Source organism: Halomonas sp. ND22Bw, assembly GCF_003011945.1.
Taxonomy (GTDB): Bacteria; Pseudomonadota; Gammaproteobacteria; order Pseudomonadales; family Halomonadaceae; genus Halomonas; species Halomonas halophila.
Genome location: NZ_PXWD01000270.1, coordinates 1 through 394 on the forward strand (window position 1 = coordinate 1; position 394 = coordinate 394).

General features: G+C 70.3%; 1 pseudogene. It reads right to left on the minus strand.

The annotated features are described in order from the left end of the window. Window positions 1-394, minus strand: a pseudogene (locus CVH10_RS18015) (bifunctional uridylyltransferase/uridylyl-removing protein); the annotation flags it as partial.

Genomic DNA, 394 nt, shown 5'->3' on the forward strand with positions numbered 1-394 from the left:
GCACCGTCATGTCGGTGCGCGACAGCGACAGACATTCCTCGACCGAGCGCACGGAGGGTCCGACCTTCGCCCCCAGGTCCCACAGGACGTAGAGGACGAACTCGATCACGCTCTCGCCGCGCGGCGTGGCCTTGGCCGGGCGCAGGAACAGCAGGTCCAGGTCCGAAAAGGGTGCCAGCACGCCCCGGCCGTAACCCCCCACAGCCCCCAGCGACAGCCGTTCGGTCTCGACGGCCGAAACCGGGAACAGCACCTCGGTCGCCACCCGCCACAGGGCGATCAGCATCTCGTCGGCGGCGGAGGCATACAGGCGGGCGACCTCGCGCCCCTTCAGCCCGGCGTCCAGCTTGCGTTCGACGCGGGTGCGGGCGGCGTCATAGGCCTCTCGCAGAAC